At 55.7% G+C, this 15,590-nt stretch carries 20 protein-coding genes; 10 read left to right on the forward strand and 10 right to left on the reverse strand.

Annotation, left to right across the window (positions count from 1 at the left end):
* Nucleotides 1-38 precede the first annotated feature (38 nt).
* Nucleotides 39-353 (reverse strand): arsenate reductase family protein, encoded by a 315-nt coding sequence (locus WG622_RS05005; RefSeq protein WP_339402565.1) that lies wholly within the window; start codon nt 351-353, stop codon nt 39-41.
* A 203-nt stretch (nt 354-556) separates the two neighbouring features.
* Between WG622_RS05005 and WG622_RS05010 the strand changes: the two genes are divergently transcribed.
* Nucleotides 557-766: a cold-shock protein gene (locus WG622_RS05010; RefSeq protein ID WP_209356783.1), complete on the forward strand. Its 210-nt coding sequence runs from the start codon at nt 557-559 to the stop codon at nt 764-766.
* A 57-nt stretch (nt 767-823) separates the two neighbouring features.
* Here WG622_RS05010 and WG622_RS05015 read toward each other — a convergent pair whose 3' ends face one another.
* The 3 genes from WG622_RS05015 to WG622_RS05025 form a co-directional block, all read right to left on the reverse strand.
* The gene (locus WG622_RS05015; protein ID WP_339402566.1) at nt 824-1,171 is read right to left on the reverse strand and encodes a hypothetical protein; all 348 of its coding nucleotides are present in this window, start codon (nt 1,169-1,171) and stop codon (nt 824-826) included.
* Between the two features lie 113 nt (nt 1,172-1,284).
* Complete coding sequence (locus WG622_RS05020; protein WP_339402567.1) at nt 1,285-1,767, reverse strand: dihydrofolate reductase; 483 nt, start codon at nt 1,765-1,767, stop codon at nt 1,285-1,287.
* Nucleotides 1,764-2,579 carry a thymidylate synthase gene (locus WG622_RS05025; RefSeq protein ID WP_339402568.1) on the reverse strand — a complete coding sequence of 272 codons (816 nt, stop codon included), beginning with the start codon at nt 2,577-2,579 and terminating at the stop codon, nt 1,764-1,766. The genes WG622_RS05020 and WG622_RS05025 overlap by 4 nt, the downstream gene beginning before the upstream one ends.
* Before the next feature lie 185 nt (nt 2,580-2,764).
* On the opposite strand from WG622_RS05025, the gene WG622_RS05030 reads away from it, so the two are divergent.
* Entirely contained in the window at nt 2,765-3,193 is a 429-nt protein-coding gene (locus WG622_RS05030; RefSeq protein ID WP_209356786.1) for a VOC family protein, read from the forward strand.
* 1 nt (nt 3,194) lies between these two features.
* Here WG622_RS05030 and WG622_RS05035 read toward each other — a convergent pair whose 3' ends face one another.
* The 3 genes from WG622_RS05035 to WG622_RS05045 form a co-directional block, all read right to left on the reverse strand.
* A complete protein-coding gene (locus WG622_RS05035; RefSeq protein WP_339402569.1) occupies nt 3,195-3,692 on the reverse strand; it encodes a MarR family winged helix-turn-helix transcriptional regulator in 498 nt (165 codons plus the stop codon).
* 86 nt (nt 3,693-3,778) lie between these two features.
* On the reverse strand, nt 3,779-4,042 hold the full coding sequence (locus WG622_RS05040) for a succinate dehydrogenase assembly factor 2 (protein WP_339402570.1): 264 nt from the start codon (nt 4,040-4,042) through the stop codon (nt 3,779-3,781).
* A gap of 3 nt (nt 4,043-4,045) precedes the next feature.
* Nucleotides 4,046-4,450, reverse strand: a complete 405-nt coding sequence (locus WG622_RS05045; RefSeq protein ID WP_339402571.1) for a helix-turn-helix domain-containing protein — start codon at nt 4,448-4,450, stop codon at nt 4,046-4,048.
* A gap of 79 nt (nt 4,451-4,529) precedes the next feature.
* Between WG622_RS05045 and WG622_RS05050 the strand changes: the two genes are divergently transcribed.
* Both WG622_RS05050 and WG622_RS05055 read left to right on the forward strand, forming a co-directional pair.
* Nucleotides 4,530-5,732, forward strand: a complete 1,203-nt coding sequence (locus tag WG622_RS05050; protein WP_339402572.1) for a pyridoxal phosphate-dependent aminotransferase — start codon at nt 4,530-4,532, stop codon at nt 5,730-5,732.
* A 9-nt stretch (nt 5,733-5,741) separates the two neighbouring features.
* Complete coding sequence (locus tag WG622_RS05055; RefSeq protein WP_339402573.1) at nt 5,742-6,161, forward strand: hypothetical protein; 420 nt, start codon at nt 5,742-5,744, stop codon at nt 6,159-6,161.
* Here the strand turns inward: WG622_RS05055 and WG622_RS05060 are convergent.
* The gene (locus WG622_RS05060) at nt 6,158-7,528 is read right to left on the reverse strand and encodes an MATE family efflux transporter (protein WP_339402574.1); all 1,371 of its coding nucleotides are present in this window, start codon (nt 7,526-7,528) and stop codon (nt 6,158-6,160) included. The two genes, WG622_RS05055 and WG622_RS05060, sit on opposite strands and share 4 nt — an antisense overlap.
* A gap of 184 nt (nt 7,529-7,712) precedes the next feature.
* Here WG622_RS05060 and parE point away from each other — a divergent pair, with 184 nt between their 5' ends.
* From parE to WG622_RS05075, 3 genes are all read left to right on the forward strand, one after another.
* A complete protein-coding gene (parE, locus tag WG622_RS05065; RefSeq protein ID WP_339402575.1) occupies nt 7,713-9,674 on the forward strand; it encodes a DNA topoisomerase IV subunit B in 1,962 nt (653 codons plus the stop codon).
* Complete coding sequence (locus tag WG622_RS05070; RefSeq protein WP_339402576.1) at nt 9,671-10,477, forward strand: hypothetical protein; 807 nt, start codon at nt 9,671-9,673, stop codon at nt 10,475-10,477. Before parE ends, WG622_RS05070 begins: the two co-directional genes overlap by 4 nt.
* 265 nt (nt 10,478-10,742) lie before the next feature.
* Entirely contained in the window at nt 10,743-10,859 is a 117-nt protein-coding gene (locus WG622_RS05075) for an entericidin A/B family lipoprotein (protein ID WP_209356793.1), read from the forward strand.
* 73 nt (nt 10,860-10,932) lie between these two features.
* Here the strand turns inward: WG622_RS05075 and WG622_RS05080 are convergent, their stop codons facing one another.
* Nucleotides 10,933-12,156 (reverse strand): urate hydroxylase PuuD, encoded by a 1,224-nt coding sequence (locus WG622_RS05080; RefSeq protein WP_339402577.1) that lies wholly within the window; start codon nt 12,154-12,156, stop codon nt 10,933-10,935.
* A gap of 92 nt (nt 12,157-12,248) precedes the next feature.
* On the opposite strand from WG622_RS05080, the gene WG622_RS05085 reads away from it, so the two are divergent.
* Complete coding sequence (locus WG622_RS05085; RefSeq protein ID WP_339402578.1) at nt 12,249-13,160, forward strand: LysR family transcriptional regulator; 912 nt, start codon at nt 12,249-12,251, stop codon at nt 13,158-13,160.
* Here the strand turns inward: WG622_RS05085 and uraH are convergent.
* Entirely contained in the window at nt 13,157-13,510 is a 354-nt protein-coding gene (gene uraH, locus WG622_RS05090) for a hydroxyisourate hydrolase (RefSeq protein ID WP_339402579.1), read from the reverse strand. The two genes, WG622_RS05085 and uraH, sit on opposite strands and share 4 nt — an antisense overlap.
* 147 nt (nt 13,511-13,657) lie before the next feature.
* Between uraH and puuE the strand changes: the two genes are divergently transcribed.
* Entirely contained in the window at nt 13,658-15,073 is a 1,416-nt protein-coding gene (puuE, locus tag WG622_RS05095) for an allantoinase PuuE (RefSeq protein ID WP_339402580.1), read from the forward strand.
* On the forward strand, nt 15,070-15,561 hold the full coding sequence (locus WG622_RS05100) for an ureidoglycolate lyase (protein WP_339402581.1): 492 nt from the start codon (nt 15,070-15,072) through the stop codon (nt 15,559-15,561). The genes puuE and WG622_RS05100 overlap by 4 nt, the downstream gene beginning before the upstream one ends.
* Nucleotides 15,562-15,590: the final 29 nt, after the last annotated feature.

Here is a 15,590-nt window from a genome sequence, read left to right on the forward strand (position 1 = left end):
CTCTCCTTAAGCTGCCCACTTTACTTGGGCACGCCCCTTTATAATCCAAGTGCAGCCTGTACTTTAGGGGTCCATCCCAAAAGAAATTCCCCGTCGCGTTCAATCAAGGGCCGTTTCATCACAGTCGGCTCCTGCGCAAGCAGATCAAGCACCGGCATCGCGCGCGTCGCCTCGTCCATGCCACGCCATGTGGTAGAGCGTGTATTAACCAAAGCCTCCCCCAAAACCTCATAGGCCTGCGCCAATACCTCTGGCGAAATCCCATCCGCGCGTACGTCTACGAACTCTGCCTCTGGCAGAGCCTTTATCGCCTTACGACAGGTATCACAGTTCTTTAGGCCATATATTTTCATCGCTTTTCCTGTATTTTTTTCCCGCTGGACGCTTCGTGAAGGAAATACGTCCTGTTTCGCTTGCTTTTTACAATAGGCGTGCAATCATCCCAACCGTAGCATTCGTTTTATGTGACCGGCTCTGTACTTTATGAAAAGGGATCCTAGATCAGATGTTGCACCCTGCGAAAACAGGGTGACTGACTAATGGAAGGAGACACGGTATGCCAAGTGGCACCGTTAAATGGTTCAACACCACAAAAGGCTACGGCTTTATTGCACCTGACGAAGGTGGCAAAGACGTTTTTGTCCATATTTCGGCGGTAGAACGCTCTGGTCTGACAGGTTTGGCGGACAATCAGAAAGTCGAATATGAGCTGTCCGAAGGCCGCGATGGCCGTCAAATGGCAGGCGACTTGAAACTGGTCCAATAATCCTAGGGATACGGGAGCACCCCCAGGACATGATATAAGACAATCACATCACCAACATCAGTTGGTGGTGTAACATCCCTTTACGCCTTCTGGGCAGACCATACGTTTGTGAACCTTCGGCTTCACGCGCGGCTCGTGACAGACTTCGCCCGCGACCGGCACACCACAGCTGACCATTCCACCAACTTGAACAGGCTGCAGACCAGTTGGGCAAATGCCACCGGCATTGGCGTTGGCCGCGGCGGCCATGCGATAGGCGCAGCCCATTGGCACTTGGGGCGGCGTTTTTGGTGTGAAAGTGATTTCGGGATCCGGCTTGATCTTGCACGGAAAGATAATGCAGGTTGCATGCGCAGGCACCGCGATGACGGCAAGACAACTTGCGAACAGGATATTCTTAAACATCTAGGCCCCTTTTCTTTGCTTCTGCTCAATTATCAGGTGGGTCACTGGCCCATAGACTACTATATTTTGTGGGTCAGTCAATTTCTGATAGCGGGGAACCGCTGGAAAAACGGTTAACGGATGCGGCGAATGTATTCATCCACGCGGCAAGCCGGTGTTGCGCCTTCCAAAGGCACTTCTGAGATGCGGTGGAAGTCATCGGTTGAGAAGTCTGGGAAGTAGACATCGGCATCCGGGATCTCTGTGTCGACCTCGGTGATCAGGAGCCGATCCGCAATCGGCAGCATGGCCTTATAGATCCCTGCCCCGCCGATCCCATAGATCCGCATATAGCCCTCGGCGCGCGCCAGAGCTATGGCCTTGTCAATCGAGCTCACCACATGTTCAGCCAGATCTTTTTGCGAGGACACCACGATATTCAAACGGTTCTTCAGCGGTTTGAACGGCAGGCTATCCCAGGTGTTGCGCCCCATAATGATCGCGCCGCCCAGCGTTTCGCGTTTGAACATCGCGAGGTCTTCGGGAACGTGCCAAGGGATATCATTGTCTTTGCCAATCGCGCCATTTCGCGCGCGCGCCACGATCAGGGAAATCATACGGCCACCGGCGCTTTGATATTGGGATCGGCTTCATAGTTCAGGATCTCGAAGTCCTCGAATTTGAAGTCAAAGATGGACTTTACGTCGCGCTTGATCCGGATCTGCGGCAAAGGTTTGGGCGTACGCGCCAGTTGCGTGGCGACCTGCTCCATATGGTTGGAATAGATATGCGCGTCGCCAATCGTATGCACGAAATCGCCCGGCTCATAACCCGTCACATGTGCCAGCATCACCAGCAACAGCGCATAGGAGGCAATATTGAAAGGCACGCCAAGGAACATGTCAGCGGAGCGTTGATAGAGCTGCAGATGCAGTTTCCCGCCAATGATCCGCACCTGCCAAAGCGTATGGCACGGCGGCAGCGCCATGTCGGGCACGTCTGCGGGGTTCCAGGCAGACACAATCATGCGGCGGCTGTCGGGCGAGGTCTTGATCAGCTTGATCAACTCTTCGACCTGATCCACACTTCCGCGACTTAGGATCCCGTCGTCGTTTTGAAGCGCCGGGAAGTTACGCCATTGATATCCATAGACCGGACCCAGATCCCCGTTTTCATCTGCCCATTCGTCCCAGATCGAGACGCCATTGTCCTTGAGATATTTGATATTCGTGTCGCCGCTCAAAAACCAAAGCAGCTCATGGATGATCGAGCGCAGATGTAGTTTTTTCGTCGTCACCAGTGGAAAACCATCGCTCAGAGGATAGCGTGCCTGCATCCCAAAGTAGGACGTCGTGCCAGTTCCCGTGCGATCACTCGAGGGCGTCCCTTGATCCAAAATCAAACGCAGTTGGTCGTGATATTGCTGCATGTCGCCCTCCTTTGTCGCCAATTCACGCCGCGACTCATGAGCAAGCATACCCCCCAGATCTAGACGCCACCACCCAAAACACCGCTAAATGCTGTCAATTTATGCGCTTCCTGACAGAAGCCTCTCGACAGCCGACCTGAAACATCTAGCTTTAGCGCAACCATGATCTTTACCGGAGCTGACACATGAAGATTCGCTACCTGCACACGATGGTTCGTGTGGCCGACCTAGACGCCTCTATCGCCTTTTATGAGCTGCTCGGTCTGGAAGAAACCCGCCGTTATGAGAACGAAGGCGGTCGGTTCACTTTGGTGTTCATGACGCCTCCGGGCCAAGAAGATGCGCACGTCGAGCTGACCTACAATTGGGACGGAGACGACGGACTGCCCAGCGACAGCCGCCACTTTGGCCACCTCGCCTATAGTGTCGAGAACATCTACGACATGTGCCAGCATCTGATGGACAATGGTGTCACCATCAATCGCCCGCCGCGCGATGGGCGCATGGCCTTTGTGCGTAGCCCGGACAATGTATCAATCGAACTATTGCAGGATGGTGATGCACTGCCATCGGCGGAACCCTGGGCCTCGATGGAAAACACCGGTCACTGGTAAATCAATAGATATAGCGGATTTGGTCCGTCCAATACCGCTCCACTCGTTTGAGGGCCTGCGTGATATCCAGCAGGCCTTCAATTCCCAACACGCCTTTGGATTGCAACCCCTCGGCGTGACGTTCAAATAAAGTCGCGACAAGGTCGCGAATATTGCGCCCCTTAGGCGTCAACCGTACCCGAACAGAGCGGCGATCAATCTCGCAACGCTGGTGGTGCATATAGCCCATTTCCACCAGTTTTTTCAGGTTGTAGCTGACATTGCTGCCCTGATAATACCCGCGCGATTTCAACTCACCCGCCGTGACCTCATTGTCGCCAATATTGAACAACAGCAGCGCCTGCACCGCGTTGATTTCCAACACGCCCACGCGCTCAAATTCATCTTTGATCACATCCAACAACAGACGATGCAGCCGTTCCACCAACGCGAGCGCGTCCAAATAGTTCGAGATATAGCCCGCGTCTGTGGGCAGACGCGTGGGTGAATGAATGCTCATCCCTGCCTCCGAGGTTTGTCAGAGGTCAGGTTGATACAAAAGTGCCAAAAATCCGTTAAATCCGACGCAGTCGATTAAAATTCAAATTAATCAGCGCCTTGGACATGAGCTGAAATCTCAGAAATCAATGCCCCAAGCTCTTGTGGAGCCTCGGCCTGTCCGCTCACCCATTGATAAAGGTCCTGATCATTCTCGTTCAACAGGGCTTCATAAAGGTCCAATGCAGGCGCATCCATGCCCGCAAGATGCGCATCGGCATAGCGGCTGAGAATGATGTCCATTTCCTTGATACCACGGCGCATGGATCGCATTTGCAGTCGCTTTAGGCGGTTTTCATGGGTCTCAGACACAGATCAGGCCCCTTTGCGCAGACGCTTTTCAAGCACGGCCAAGCGCTTGGTCGCATTCTGCAACTGCGTGTGAATTTCGCGAATTTCGGACAAGATCGCCTGATCAGCCGAGGCCGTGGACTCTTCGACGTCCACGTCATCGCCTTCACCTGTCAGCAGCCATTTCAGCGAGACGCCCAGCAGCCCAGACACCATCTGCAGCCGGTTGGCGCGCGGCTCGTTCAGATCGTCTTCCCAACTGACCAAGGTGACTTTCTTGACGCCCAGTTTTCGCGCCAAATCCGACTGGGACAGGCCCGCCTGTTCACGTGCCGCCGTCAGACGATCTCCGAAGGTTGCGACCTCGGGCACATACCAGTCTTCGGTATCCATGACCTCTTCGCCGGTCCATTCGTCCTGATCGCTCATCGCCGTCGCCCTTAACTTTGCTTGCCCATCAATGGGGCGCACATTATGACAAGCATGACCGGATTACAAACGAGGCATTATGTCCATTCTTGCAGATTCCCTGAGCCGCGTGAAACCTTCTCCGACTATGGCGATGACCGGCAAAGCCGCAGAGCTGAAGGCGGCCGGACGCGATATCATTGGCCTCTCTGCCGGAGAGCCTGATTTCGACACGCCAGAAAACATTCGCAAGGCGGGCCAAGAGGCCATCGAGACGGGCAAGACCCGCTATACGGCTGTTGACGGCATCCCAGAACTGAAACAAGCGATCTGCGAAAAGCTGAAGCGTGACAATGGGTTGAGCTACACACCTCAACAGATCTCGGTTGGCACTGGCGGCAAGCAGACGCTGTATAATGCGCTGATGGCGACGATCAATCCGGGCGACGAGGTCGTGATCCCTGCGCCCTATTGGGTCAGCTATCCGGATATGGTTTTACTGGCTGGCGGCACCCCGGTGATTGCCGAGGCCACGCTAGAGAATGACTTCAAGCTGACCCCAGAGCAGCTCGAAGCAGCAATCACGCCGAAAACGAAATGGTTCATCTTTAACAGCCCGTCTAATCCAACGGGTGCAGGCTATAACCACGATGAGCTCAAGGCGCTGACAGATGTTTTGCTGCGCCACCCGCATGTCTGGGTGATGTCTGATGATATGTATGAACATCTGGCCTACGGCGATTTCAAATTCTGCACGCCTGCAGAGGTCGAACCGGCGCTCTATGACCGCACGCTCACCTGCAACGGCGTTTCCAAAGCCTATGCCATGACAGGATGGCGCCTTGGCTATGCCGCGGGTCCAGTCGAATTGATCGGCGGGATGCGCAAGATCCAGAGCCAATCGACGTCAAACCCCTGCTCCATCAGCCAATATGCGGCGATTGAGGCTTTGAATGGCCCACAGGACTATCTTGCCAAGCACAACGAGATGTTCGTGCGCCGCCGCGATTTGGTTGTCTCGATGCTTAACGAGATTGACGGCGTGGTGTGCCCGACGCCTGAAGGTGCCTTTTATGTTTATCCGTCCATCGCGGGGCTGATTGGCAAGACCACGCCCAATGGGACCGTCATCGAAAATGACGAGGCCTTTGCCACCGCTTTGCTAGAGGAAAAAGATGTGGCCATCGTTTTTGGCGCAGCCTTTGGCCTCTCGCCGAATTTCCGCGTAAGCTATGCGACCTCAGATGAGGCTTTGAAAGAGGCCTGTACGCGTATTCAGGATTTCTGTGCCGCCCTGACTTAAGGAGCCCCCATGATCAGCGCCCTGCCCGAGCTTTACTTTCGCCTGCGCGACAATGGCGCGACCGTTTTTCGTATGGCGGATGATGCGCGCAATGGGCGGCTGGACATGACGCAAATCGCGACGGTGAACCTGCGCAGTGGCGAGTACAAAACGACTGGCGACAAGGCCTTGTCCGAGGCGGATCAGGACGCGATTAAGGCTTGGATCGCCGACCGTCAGGAAAGCCTGCCGTGGCGGCGCCTCGATCGCGCCATGCAAGTGATTGAGGACATCAACCAAACGGCGCATTGGGTGCAAACTGAAGCCAGCGACAAGGACCTCGAGGGCGTCACGGATGCCTTGTTTCTGGCCATGCACGATCTGCGTCAGGTTCTAGTTCGCAAAACGGCAGATCGGGTGCGCAAAGAGGCCAAAGCCGCCAAAGACTAGTTTTGGCCAGAGGCCCTTAGATCCACCATAATCTGTCGCCAAAACCGCCACATCAGCAACACCGCTGCGCAAGCCAGCCCCGCAACCAACCCAAACCAGACGCCAACGCCTTCAAGGCCAAGCGGGAAGCCCAACGCATAGCCAATGTTGACGCCCACCAGCCAATAGCTGACCGCGGCGAGGATCATTGGCCATTTCGTGTCCAGCACCCCGCGCAAAAGCCCCAAAGCCATGGCCTGCGCACCGTCCACAAATTGGAATAGAGCAGCTAGCAACATGAGCTTGGCGCCCAAAACTACAACGGCTTCATAGTTTGGATCATCCGAAGTCAGGAACAACCCAATGAGGGTCTGTGGAATGGTCACCATGACCGTCACCGCAACGACCGAAAACCCAAGGCTCATCCAAATCGCCATCCGAGCGCCCCGCGCAAGGTGGTCATAGTCTTTGCGTCCCAGGGCATTACCCGCCCGCACCGTTGCCGCGCTCGACAGGCCAAGGTGCATCATAAAGGCAAGCCCTGCGATATTAATCGCAATGCCATGGGCCACCAATGGGACAGTCCCCAGCCAGCCCATCATTGTCGTGCTGAAGGCAAAGAGCGTCACTTCGGACAAAGCCGTCAACCCAATCGGAAGCCCGACACGGAACACCTTGGCCAGGACTTCGCCATCAGCTTTCCAGATCCGCTGGAACATTGCATGTTCTGGCAGCACTCTAAGCGCATAGATCACAACGCCCGCAATCGACACCACCTGCACCACTAAAGACGCAATTGCCGCGCCGACGATCCCAAGCTCTGGCGCTCCCAATTTGCCGAAGATCAGCACGTAGTTTACGGCCGCATTCACCAAGGCGGCCAGAACGGTGATCCAAAACACCACACGCGTGCGTTCCAGGGCGGCGAGGTAGCTTTTCAGAACATTGGTCAAAAGCGCGGGCAGCAAACCAAAGACGACGATCCGCAAATAAAGCTGCGCCTGATCCGCGAGATCCGGTTGTTGGCCTATGGCTTTAAGCACCGGAGCGGACCACCAGAACAGAGGAAAAATCAGCAACGCATAGCCAACAGACAGCCACATCCCCATCCGAGTGATCCGCCGGATCTGAACCTCGTCGCCCGTCGCATCGGCCTCGGCCACCATCGGCATCACGGCAATCGCAAAGCCTGACCCCAAAATGAATGTCACGAAAAACAATGTGCTTCCTAGAACAGCCGCCGCCAAAGCCTCTGCCGAATAGCGGCCCAACATCGCCGTATCAGTCATGCCAATCGCAAACTGCGCCAGATGACCACCGATCAACGGCAGCCCCAGCACCAAAAGGGCCCGAAAATGGCCCCTGTAACTCATAACCTTGTGTTCCATGCCACAACCCTTAGGAGTCACGCGCAATCTTGGCAAGTACAGGAACGACGAAGACACTGTCGTGTTTTGACAGCAGATCGCGGGCGGCGAAACTTATCCACAGACGGCCGCCCTGCCCTTGCTCAAAGCGGGCTTGGGTGAAATAGTGGAGCCAATCAAAGACAGATCAGAGCAGCAGATCCATATGGCCAACGACCTTCTTGCGGAAACCGAAACTGAGTCCACCTATGACGCGTCCTCCATTGACGTGCTCGACGGCCTTGAAGCGGTCCGCAAACGCCCCGGCATGTATATCGGCGGCACCGACGAGCGCGCGTTGCACCATATGGCGGCTGAAATCATCGACAACTCGATGGACGAAGCGGTCGCGGGGTTTGCGACACGGATCGAGGTTACTCTGCTGGCGGATCACTCCCTTAAGGTCGTAGACAACGGGCGCGGCATTCCAATTGATCCGCATCCCAAGTTCCCCGACAAATCAGCACTTGAGGTGATCTTCACCGAGCTCCACGCGGGGGGCAAATTCTCGGGCAAAGCCTATGAGACCTCGGGCGGCTTGCATGGGGTTGGCTCTACGGTGGTGAATGCTCTGTCCGACAGCCTCATTGTCGAGGTCGCCAAGAACAAAGAGGTCTATCAGCAAAGCTTTGTGCGGGGCGTGCCGCAAGGCAAGCTGGAAAAGATCGGCGCGGCCCCCAATCGGCGCGGCACCACAGTGACCTTTCACGCTGACGATCAGATCTTTGGCAGCCACCGGTTCAAGCCCAAGCGGCTGTTCACCTTGGTGCGCTCTAAGGCCTACCTCTTCTCCGGCGTCGAGATCCGCTGGAAGAGCGAAATCGACGATGGGGAAACGCCTGTTGAGGCCACCTTCCACTTCCCCGGAGGCCTGTCGGACTATCTGACCGAGACACTTGGGACCGCGACCTCTTATGCGGATGCGCCTTTTGCCGGCAAAGTGCAGTTCAAAGAGAAGTTCAACGAAGCAGGCTACGTGGAATGGGCGATCAACTGGACGCCTTCACGAGACGGCTTCATCCAGTCCTATTGTAACACCGTCCCCACACCCGAAGGCGGCACCCATGTGACCGGATTCTGGGCCGCGATCCTTAAGGGCATCAAAGCCTATGGCGAGCTCGTTGGCAACAAAAAGGCCGCGCAGATCACGCGGGACGACTTGCTGACAGGCGGCTGTGCTTTGGTCAGCTGTTTCATCGCCGACCCGGCCTTTGTGGGGCAAACCAAAGACCGGCTCAGCACTGAGGCCGCCAATAAGATGGTGGAAAACTCGGTCCGCGACCATTTTGACAACTGGCTGGCGGCGGATACGAAATCGGCGGGCGCGATCCTTGATTTCCTCGTTCTGCGCGCCGAAGAACGCCTGCGCCGCCGCCAGGAAAAAGAGACCCAACGCAAAAGCGCCACCAAGAAACTGCGCCTGCCCGGCAAGCTGGTGGATTGTTCCGCCAGCAACCGCGAGGGCACCGAGCTGTTTATCGTCGAGGGTGACTCCGCGGGCGGCTCGGCCAAAATGGCCAGGAACCGCAAGACGCAGGCGCTTTTGCCACTGCGCGGTAAGATCCTGAACGTGCTGGGCGCGGCGAGCTCAAAGCTCGGGTCCAATGCCGAAATCAACGACCTGAGCCAAGCGCTTGGGGTCGGGCTGGGCAGCCGCTTTAACGTCGATGACCTGCGCTATGACAAGATCATCATTATGACCGATGCGGATGTGGACGGCGCCCACATCGCCTCGCTTCTGATGACGTTTTTCTTCACCCAAATGCGCCCGATGATTGATCAGGGGCATCTGTATCTGGCCTGCCCGCCCCTCTTCCGCCTGACCCAAGGCGCGCGGCGCGTCTATTGCATTGATGAGGCCGAACGCGACGCCTATCTCGAGAAAGGCCTTGGCGGCAAAGGCAAAATCGACGTCTCGCGCTTTAAAGGTCTGGGCGAGATGGACGCGAAGGATTTGAAAGAGACCACCATGGACCCGGCGTCACGCAAATTGATCCGCGTGACGATTGACGAGGACAACCCGGGCGAAACCGGAGACCTTGTCGAGCGTTTGATGGGTAAGAAACCGGAGAAGCGGTTTGAGTATATCCAAGAGAACGCGCGGTTTGTGGAGGAGTTGGATGTTTGAATGAAGCATCAACTCGAGTCTTAAACACGCTAGTTCACGATCTTTTTTGGAAGTCAGCAGTCGATGACTATATGACTGCTCGCTGGGCGTGGTTTTCGGAACAACCCGGTATTTTTCTCTGGTCTGCACTGCAGACTTTGGAAAAACTCATGAAGTGTTCTCTTCTTTTGAATGGCCAAAACGTTAAAAAAGATGGCCATAAATTGACGACTCTTTGGGCTAAACTGAATTCAATCTGTGAAGGTATACTTGGACTAGTTTTTTGTCCCCCGAATGAGATTACCACACCACGCAGCGGTTTTTTTGGCAGGTTCGAAGCATACGAGAGTTTTGTTGAGCGCATTGAGCAAAACGGAAAACCTGCAAACAGATACAACACATACTCTACACTTATTGATGATTGGGATTTGCACAAACTAGATGAGTTGACGTTTCAGCTTTGCAGGGTTTGCGTACCTTTAGGTGCGGAGGTCTATCGAGAGTTGGGAAGCTACAGGGAGTACCTGAAAGTAGACCCAAACTTTCAGCCCAACCGAATATCGCCAAGAAGAGCTTCGCCACAAAACCCGACAATTGAACAGAACAACAATCTTCTGAAAATGCACAATTTTTCATTTTTTCGTAGCGAAGCACAACAACAAGGCCGCTTGACCTTTAGATCTAGCGCACGAAATTCACCATTGTGGATGGCAAGAAAATCTGAAGGGTTTTCCGAGGCAGTGACTTGGTTGAAAGAAAACGCTTCGTTCGACAAATCTGATCAACGATTTTTGAATGAATTGCTGGCCGATAACACCCTCTAGAAAAATGAGTGTCCATTCATCCGATGCACTAAACGCCAGCAGTTACTACAGGTATTAAGAATGAAACTAACTTCTGTCCCAGCTTTAACCAAAGCAATAGCGCTCAAATGCGTTGTCTCTTCGATCCATCCAAATTCATGAAGGGACACGGCGAGGATCGAACCGGCCTAAACTCTGGGCAACAACAAACCCCACCCCAAACTTGAGCTTCCCCTCCATTCACACTAAGTCTATGTTGCTCCTACGAAATCAACTGGACGGACCCATGACGCGCATTCTTATCATCACCGCTCTCTTTGCTCTGACAGCCTGCGAGACCATCGAAGGTGCTGGCCGCGACATCTCTGCTGCGGGCAATGCGATTTCCAACGCGGCAAAGTAGGGTGGGTTTTTAACCCACCACTCGAGCGTTTGCGTCTATCAACATCGTTGCATTGGTGGGGTGGAACCCCACCCTACGAGCCGGCGTTAAACCAAGCCACAACCTTCGCGCGCTCGGCCTCTTCCATCCAGCTTACATTCGCAGGCGGCATGGCGTGGGTCACGCCTGACTGCACATAAATCGCCTGCGCGTGGGCGGCGATCTCTCCGGGGGTTTCCAAAATAACCCCCTTGGGCGCGCGGTGGATGCCGTCGTAGAACGGCTCGCGCGCGTGGCACATCGAGCAGCGGCCCAGCACGATATCGGTGACCTCATCAAACCCCTCGGCCTGCGCGAACCGCTGGCCCTCCGGTGGGATCACGGCCTCGGCCTCTTCCAACGTGCGTCCCGACATCCCCGCCGTGCTCAGCCACATGATCAGAATGAACAGGATCGCGGTCACACACCACGTCCACCATTTCATCCCGCCCCGCGCGTGCATGGTGTTAAAGAAATGCCGGATCGTGACGCCCATCAGGAAGACCAAAGCCGCAATCACCCAGTTGTATTCCGTCGCAAAGGCCAGCGGGTAGTGGTTTGACAACATGAGGAAAATCACCGGCAGCGTCAGGTAATTGTTATGCGTGCTGCGCAGTTTCGCGATCTTGCCGTATTTGGGATCAGGCGCGCGTCCTGCCTTCAAATCCGCCACCACGATCCGCTGGTTCGGCATGATGATAAAGAACACATTGGCCGTCATAATCGTCGCCGTAAACGCCCCCAGATGCAGCATCATGGCGCGGCCGGTAAAGACTTGGTTAAGGCCCCAGCCCATGACCACCAAGAGACAGAACAAGAGGAACATCAGAAGCGTCGGGTATCCCTTCATGCCTGAGCGGCAGAGGAAGTTATAGATCAGCCAGCCGATCGACAGAGACCCCGCCGAGATCAGGATGCCTTGGAACAGGGTGATGTCGCTTTTGTGGCTGTCGACTAGATAGAGCTCGCCGCCGACCCAATAGATGACCATGAGCAGGGCAAAGCCTGAGAGCCAGGTCGAATAGCTCTCCCATTTGAACCAGGTGAGGTGGTCGGGCATCTCATCGGGCGCGACGAGGTATTTGCGGACGTGGTAAAAGCCGCCGCCATGCACCTGCCATTCTTCGCCATCCGCGCCACCGAGGTCTCCGCCCCTGCGCAGACCTAGGTCTAGGGCGATGAAATAGAAAGAAGATCCGATCCAGGCGATGGCGGTGATCACATGCACCCAGCGCACGGCAAAGCCGATCCATTCCCAGATGATTGGCAGTTCAAACATGGCGCGACTCCTTCATGTGCAACCTACCGAGCTTGCGGATTATCTTCCATTGCCATAGAAAGGCGAGAAGTTTCAAAAATAGCAAGTAAATCATGTCCTATATCGACAATATCCGCACCTTTGTCCGTGTCTATGAGCTTGGCAATATGTCCGCAGCCGCGCGGGATCAGAGGATCTCGGCGGCGGTGGCATCCTCGCGGATTTCGCAGTTGGAGGACTACCTGAACGTGCGCCTATTTCAACGCACCACGCGGCAGTTGAATGCGACCGAACAGGGGCATATTTTTTATAGCGGGGCCGTGAAGGTTTTAGAGGCGATTGACGAGGCCGAGGCTGCGGTCAATTCCGTCACGGATAACCCGCGTGGGTCTTTGTTTGTGGCGGCGCCTTTGGGGATTGGACGACGGTTGATTGCGCCGCAAATCCCTGCGTTTAAAGAAGAATATCCGCTGATCAATGTGCGCCTGCGCCTGTCAGACCGCAAGCTTGATCTGACCGCAGAAGGCCTCGACATCGCCTTTTACCTCGGCCTGCCCGAGGACAGCGCCCTGCGTGTGCGCAAGATCGCGGACTGCCCGCGTTTGCTTTGTGCCGCGCCTGACTATCTGAAACGCAAAGGACAGCCGAAATCGCCGGACGAGCTGACTGACGGCACCCATGACTGCTTGAATTTGCGCTACCCAGGGGCACCGGAATTTCAGTGGCCGCTGCAGGTTGATGGTGAAACGCAGCGGTTCGCGGTTGCGGGCCCGTTTGAGACGGATGACGGCGATGTGCTGACGCAATGGGCGCTTGAGGGCCATGGGATTATCATGAAGCCCACCTTTGAGATCGCCGATCATTTGGCGTCGGGTGCTTTGGTGCCGGTGCTTACGGAAACCCCACCCGTGCCGATTCAGCTGGGGTGTCTTTATACCCATCGCCGCCACCAAGATCCCAAGACGCGGCTTTTCATCGACCACATGGCGCAGCATGTGGCGCAAAGCTTGCCGAAAGCAGGTTAACTGCCGCGATAGGTGGAATAGCCGTAGGGCGACAGCAAAAGCGGCACGTGGTAATGCGCGGCGTCGCTCATGCCAAAGCGGATGGGCACGGCGTCCAGAAACAAGGGATCCTCGAGACCGGTTTGCGTGGCGCGCAGGTAATCTCCGCAAAAGAAGATCAACTCATACGTCCCGGTTTTGAATTTTTCGGCAGGAAGGATCGGTGCGTCGGTGCGACCGTCTTCATTCGTTACGGTTTCCGCGATCTTAAGGTGAGAATTGCCTGAAACGCTGTAAAGAGCGATTTTGATGCCTTCCGCCGGGCAGCCCTTGGCCGTGTCCAAGACATGTGTCGTAAGATATCCGCTCATATTTTCATCCTTTTCACCCACCTCGGGTCTATCCTGATCCGATCCGACAAACCTACTGTACAGACGCGAATGTCTCTTTCAAAATACTCCTGAAAATAAATCCTTTCGACCTGCGCTAGAAGGGAAGAAACAAGAGGGACATTGGGCGTGACACGATATCCACGAGATATGCGCGGCTATGGGGCGACGCCTCCGGACGCGGCTTGGCCGAATGGCGCGCGCGTGGCGGTTCAGTTTGTGCTGAACTACGAGGAAGGCGGCGAGAACTGTGTTCTGCATGGGGATGCGGCCTCTGAAGCGTTTTTGTCCGATATTCCTGGGGCGGCTCAGTGGCCCGGGCAACGCCATTGGAACATGGAGTCGATCTATGAGTATGGCGCACGGGCGGGGTTTTGGCGTCTGCATAAGCTCTTCTCCAGCGTAAAAATCCCTGTCACGATTTACGGCGTCGCGACGGCCTTGGCGCGTGCACCAGAACAGGTCCGCGCCATGCAAGAGGCTGGTTGGGAAATCGCCTCGCATGGTTTGAAATGGGTTGAGCACAAGGATATGCCTGAGGCCGAAGAGCGTGCGGCGATAGCCGAAGCAATGAGGCTCCACGAAGAGGTCACAGGTGAGGTACCGCGCGGTTGGTACACGGGACGTTGCTCGGAAAACACCGTACGACTGGTCGCGGAAACAGGCGGTTTTGATTATATTTCAGACACCTATGACGACGACCTCCCCTACTGGCGCGAATATGGCGACCGCGATCAGTTGATCATCCCCTACACGCTTGAAGCCAACGACATGCGTTTCGCGACGGCACCGGGTTGGGTGACGGGGCAGGATTTCTTTACATATCTGAAAGACGCCTTTGACGTGCTCTATGAAGAAGGCCGCGCTGGCGCGCCCAAGATGATGAGCATCGGACTGCATTGCCGCCTCATCGGACGGCCCGGCAAGATCAAAGGCCTCATGCAGTTCATCGACTATATCCAAGGCTTTGAAGGCGTCTGGACCCCGCGTAGGATCGACATCGCGAAACATTGGGCCGAACACCACGCACATCAACGCTACGCGCGCCCGTCTCAGATGGATCGCGAGACGTTTGTGGCCACCTATGGCGGTATTTTTGAACATGCCGCATGGATCGCGGAACGCGCCTTTGATCGCGAACTTGGCCCTGCCCATGACACGGCCATCGGCCTGCACTCCGCCCTCGCCCGCGTGTTTCGGATCGCATCAGAGGACGAACGTCGTGGCGTTCTGCTTGCCCACCCGGATCTGGCGGGCAAGCTTGCCGCCGCGGGCCGTTTGACCGATGAGTCGACCTCTGAACAGGCTTCGGCGGGTCTCGATATGCTGACCGAAGCAGAACGCGCGCGCTTTACCCAGCTCAACACCGACTATGTCGCCAAACACGGCTTCCCCTTCATCATCGCCGTGCGGGATCACAACAAACAAGGCATCCTGAACGCCTTTGAGCGTCGTATCAACAATGACAGCGCCACCGAATTCGCCGAGGCCTGCAAACAGGTCGAACGCATCGCCGAGCTGCGCCTTGCAGATCTTTTGCCATGATCGAGATCATCGCCCACCCCCTGACCAAAGAGGCCCTCGCCCCTTTCGGAGACGTCCTGGATCTGCGCGACACACCTGACAAGATGATCAATCAGGATATGTGCGGTCGTCACCACGACCTCGCAGACCTCGATTTCACAGACGGGCGCGCGGGAATCAGCCTGTTTGACGCGATCCCCCGCGAGCTGCCCTATCACTTCAATCTGGTAGAGCGGCACCCCTTAGGGTCACAAGCCTTTATACCAATGAGCATGTCGCCGTTTTTGGTCATCGTTGCCGAAGATCTGGATGGCACGCCCGGCACGCCGCGCGCCTTTATTACGCGCGCGGGCCAAGGCATTAATTTTCATCGAAATACTTGGCACGGCGTTCTGACACCGCTGCATGCCCCCGGACTATTCGCCGTCATCGACCGCATTGGCGATGGCGCAAACCTACAAGAATTCACCTATGAAACCGGTTTCATGGTAACCAATCAACAAGAATAGGCGCTGAGACAACAGTGCCACTCATTGCC

This window comes from Cognatishimia coralii, assembly GCF_037478305.1.
Classification (GTDB): domain Bacteria; phylum Pseudomonadota; class Alphaproteobacteria; order Rhodobacterales; family Rhodobacteraceae; genus Cognatishimia; species Cognatishimia coralii.